The sequence below is a fragment of the Jannaschia seosinensis genome, assembly GCF_001408515.1.
In the GTDB taxonomy this organism is placed as follows: Bacteria; Pseudomonadota; Alphaproteobacteria; order Rhodobacterales; family Rhodobacteraceae; genus Jannaschia; species Jannaschia seosinensis.
Genome location: NZ_CYPR01000218.1, coordinates 1 through 2,340, shown reverse-complemented (window position 1 = coordinate 2,340; position 2,340 = coordinate 1). Strand labels below are relative to the sequence as shown.

General features: G+C 59.5%; 2 protein-coding genes. One reads left to right on the top strand and one right to left on the bottom strand.

Annotated elements, in window-relative coordinates:
* On the bottom strand, positions 1–563 hold a 563-nt coding region (locus JSE7799_RS16355), incomplete at its 3' end, for a transposase (protein ID WP_186201985.1).
* Between the two features lie 1,227 nt (positions 564–1,790).
* Between JSE7799_RS16355 and JSE7799_RS16350 the strand changes: the two genes are divergently transcribed.
* A partial coding sequence (locus JSE7799_RS16350) for a transposase family protein (RefSeq protein ID WP_503089880.1) occupies positions 1,791–2,340 on the top strand: 550 nt, incomplete at its 3' end.

The window sequence follows — 2,340 nt, the reverse complement described above, 5'->3', positions numbered from 1 at the left end:
CCGTCAAACACGACGATCGGCTGGAAGCCGAACTCGTCGTAGAACGCATTGAACAGGCGCAGCTGCTGGTGGCCATGCACCGCGTCAAAGGTATCATCGATATCGAGCACGATCCGGCTTGGGGGGCGCGCAAACGAGTGGCAGTAGAACCGGACCATCTCGCGGCCCATGCGGATAAGGGCGCGGGCGTCTGGCAGGTTTTCCATGCGCGAGATCGTCGGCTGCGAACACAAGACCGGCCCTGTTTCCGGGCCACGCTCCAGCGCGATCCTGAAGCTGGGATCGTACCGCAGGGCGGTCGCGTCATTGCCGTCTTCATATCCCGCCGCGATCATCATGATCCGGAACCGGATGATGTCGCACAGGCTATGCTGAACTTTCGCCGGGTCACGCGGATCGTGCAGGCAATCTGCGAGCCGCTGCGCCAGACCCGCCCTGCGCTCGATCTCGCGCAGCAGGGTCAGTCCGGCGTCGGAGCTCATGTCGGCGCCGTCAAACCCGAGCAGGACCGGCTTGCCATTGAGGGGTGACAGGCGGGGCGTGAAGCACGTAGATTGAGCCATGGCGGAGGTCGTCCTGCTGAAATCTGAATCTTTGGCGTTGATAACCAAAAAACACAGAGTTTCAGACGGTTACGCCACCTCCGCCGCCTTCTCGTGAATTATCCGGGCTAGAAGACTGAAGAAAGTATCAGGTCGCGGCGAGGCGGGCATCGAGATCCACCACTCGCGAACCGGATCAGCGCACGGCGCCGTAGACATCAAACGTCGTGCAGCCTGACATGGCGAGCGCCTCGATCTCCAAGAACAAAAGCATGTTCAGAGAGGCAACGGTTTTCGCCGGTTCGATTACTACGGCCGCGCGTTCGGGCGGAGGTGCGGCGAAGGCCGCGGAAGATTTGCTGTTGTCGCGAACAGCGGGAGAAACATTCCTATATGTGTAAGTGAGACCGCTGAGCCGGGCCCGTAGTAGAGAGCGGCTACATTAGCAGGCTGCTGAAAAAGTCTTGAGTGCCCATCTTCGACTCCTACGACGACACATCATATCGGTTTTGGAAGCGCCTGCGCACAATATCTTGTCATCCCTTCGAGACGGCTGATGCAGTTCGTCGAGGTCCATTTCCTTTTTCAGCAGCCTGTTAGAGCCGTCGGTGTGCCGCTGCTTAGAAACAGGCTTCGTCGAAGATGACGATCCGCATCTCGGCCAAGGCCCGCAATGCGAATCCGACGTACGAAGAAACGCATTCGCATCTCGCACATTATAGGCTTGAAAATTAGTCAGACTGACCGGCGCCTGACTTGGCGTCTCGCCACCACAGGTGATCAGAAGCTCGTGCAATGCCGCCGCTTCGATGGGTAGAAGGGCAGCGGTCGTGTTCCTCATTAAGCGGCTCGAGAGCCGGCGGTTGTGCAGCGTCCTCAGTCATAGAGACTCTTGCGACGGTCTGTGGCAACGGTCACGGTTTAAAGCTGTCGGTCGTGCGCCGCCGGTCAGGAGCGTATCGGCGACGTCGGGGACGGGAAGGCATCACGCCATCGCCTGACTGCGCGATGCCCGTGGTCGCTCCAGAACCGCCATTCAACGGCATTTCGCAGGCCGTCCGTGAGGAGGCAGAATTCCTCCAAAGTCGGCAGTGTAAGATCGAGTTGCATGGAAACGTGCGCATTCGTCGCAGCCAAGTTCACGAACGTCCTCGAGCGCAGACTACACGACACAGCCGTTTTTGGGGTGGCCGAGACCGGCAAGACGGATTCTTCTGGTGGACTCGACCTCGCCAAAGGAACGGTCCCTTGAATATCCGTGCTCTCGCCGATCTCCAGAAAACGCTAACTCCGCATGTGCCGTTGGGCAAGTCACGGCTCGAGACGCTCTGCATGATCCTGCTTGGCATGATCAGCGCCCGAACGGTGAACCTGACGCATATCGCGAGCGAGCGGCCAAGTCGCGCCATGGTTGCATCGACCTATCGCCGTCTGCAACGCTTCTTCCAACACGTGTGCCTGCCCGAGGATTGGAGCGTGGGCATCGTGATCTCGCTGCTCGGCAACCCTCGCCCTTGGCATCTGTGTCTTGACCGCACCAACTGGAAGATCGGCAAGACCGACGTTAACGTCCTCGTGTTGGCCGTCATCACGGCCAGGTTCCGTGTCCCGTTGATGTGGACCATGCTCCCGCATTCCGGCAACAGCACGACCGCTCAGCGCATCGCGCTGATGAAGCGGTATCTCGCGTATTTCGACGCCTCAACCGTTCGGATGCTGCTGGCGGATCGCGAGTTCATCGGCCAGGAATGGTTCACTTTTCTCGTCGAGCAGGAGATCCCCTTCGCGATCCGCATGA